Annotated in this window: 1 protein-coding gene, 2 tRNA genes and 1 pseudogene; 2 read left to right on the top strand and 2 right to left on the bottom strand. The window is 48.8% G+C overall.

Going from position 1 to position 1,091, the window contains the following annotated elements:
• Positions 1-146 (bottom strand): annotated as a pseudogene (locus PPL9_RS33630) (UDP-N-acetylglucosamine 1-carboxyvinyltransferase); the annotation flags it as partial.
• Between the two features lie 304 nt (positions 147-450).
• On the bottom strand, positions 451-666 hold the full coding sequence (locus tag PPL9_RS32740; RefSeq protein WP_057464978.1) for a hypothetical protein: 216 nt from the start codon (positions 664-666) through the stop codon (positions 451-453).
• Positions 667-856: 190 nt separating this feature from the next.
• Here PPL9_RS32740 and PPL9_RS23485 point away from each other — a divergent pair.
• Positions 857-931: transfer RNA gene (locus PPL9_RS23485), tRNA-Thr, on the top strand.
• A 32-nt stretch (positions 932-963) separates the two neighbouring features.
• Positions 964-1,038: transfer RNA gene (locus PPL9_RS23480), tRNA-Thr, on the top strand.
• Positions 1,039-1,091: the final 53 nt, after the last annotated feature.

Raw genomic sequence — 1,091 nt, 5'->3', positions numbered from 1 at the left:
TCACGCAAGCGGGGCACATTCTCAAGGGTCAACGTATCTTCGCAGAGCAGTGACGCGATCATTAAAGGCAGCGCAGCATTCTTCGCGCCTGAGATCGGAATAACACCATTAAGCTGATTGCCACCAACAATACGAATTTTGTCCATACTTCTATAACCCCAATAAAGCCCGCGGCGGGAAACACAAATTTGAAGAAGAATTGATCGTGTCCACTAACATCAGGGCTGTGGCATAAGCAAGGCAGCGCTTCTGCCTAGTTTCTTCCCCAACGGTTTTCCCCAATAGATCCTGCTGATATTTCGCATTAGCAGGACTTACAAGGACCGCAACATCCTACTCCGCCCAAAACCTGCAGTTTTCGGCGAGATTTCCATATATTTTCAATTTAGCGATAAATGCTAGTTTTTTACTTAACGCCCTCGCGATTGAGCAAAGCGCATGCAGCAATCTCTAGGCTTCGTCAGTGTTCTTCTTAGCAGCCTGTTTTCTGCGACGCAGATTGGCGCGTAAGGCTTCGGCCAAACGATCTGCTTTTGGGTCGTTTTTTGGCTTTGCTACGGACTTTGACTGGCTGCCCGTCGTTTCGGTTTTCTTTGAATCTGTCATGCTCAACAGGTACACGAGGACGGGATTGAAGCCAAGTGCCCTAATATACGACAAGTGCATGGCAATGCTCTCATTTCACTGTGTTATTCAGTTTCCACAGAACTGCCAATAAAACCCCTTGCAGGTTTAAAAGGGTTATGACATAAGCCTCCTCGTTCCGAGGGCGCTGCCTGCGGAGCACTTACCTCGTTGCAAAATACGCTGGTTTGGAAGATACGAGAAGCACTTAAGTGCTTCATATTTATGCGATGCTGCCGTAGCTCAGGGGTAGAGCACTCCCTTGGTAAGGGAGAGGTCGAGAGTTCGAATCTCTCCGGCAGCACCATTCTTCTAACAGCACTGCACAAATTTCGGCGCGCTGCCGTAGCTCAGGGGTAGAGCACTCCCTTGGTAAGGGAGAGGTCGAGAGTTCAAATCTCTCCGGCAGCACCATTCTTCTCTATAATCGATCGTTTCACCGATTAACGTCATGCGCATTGCCTTCT

The sequence above is a fragment of the Pseudovibrio sp. POLY-S9 genome (assembly GCF_001431305.1).
GTDB lineage: Bacteria > Pseudomonadota > Alphaproteobacteria > Rhizobiales > Stappiaceae > Pseudovibrio.
This window is presented reverse-complemented; position numbering and strand designations above follow the sequence as displayed.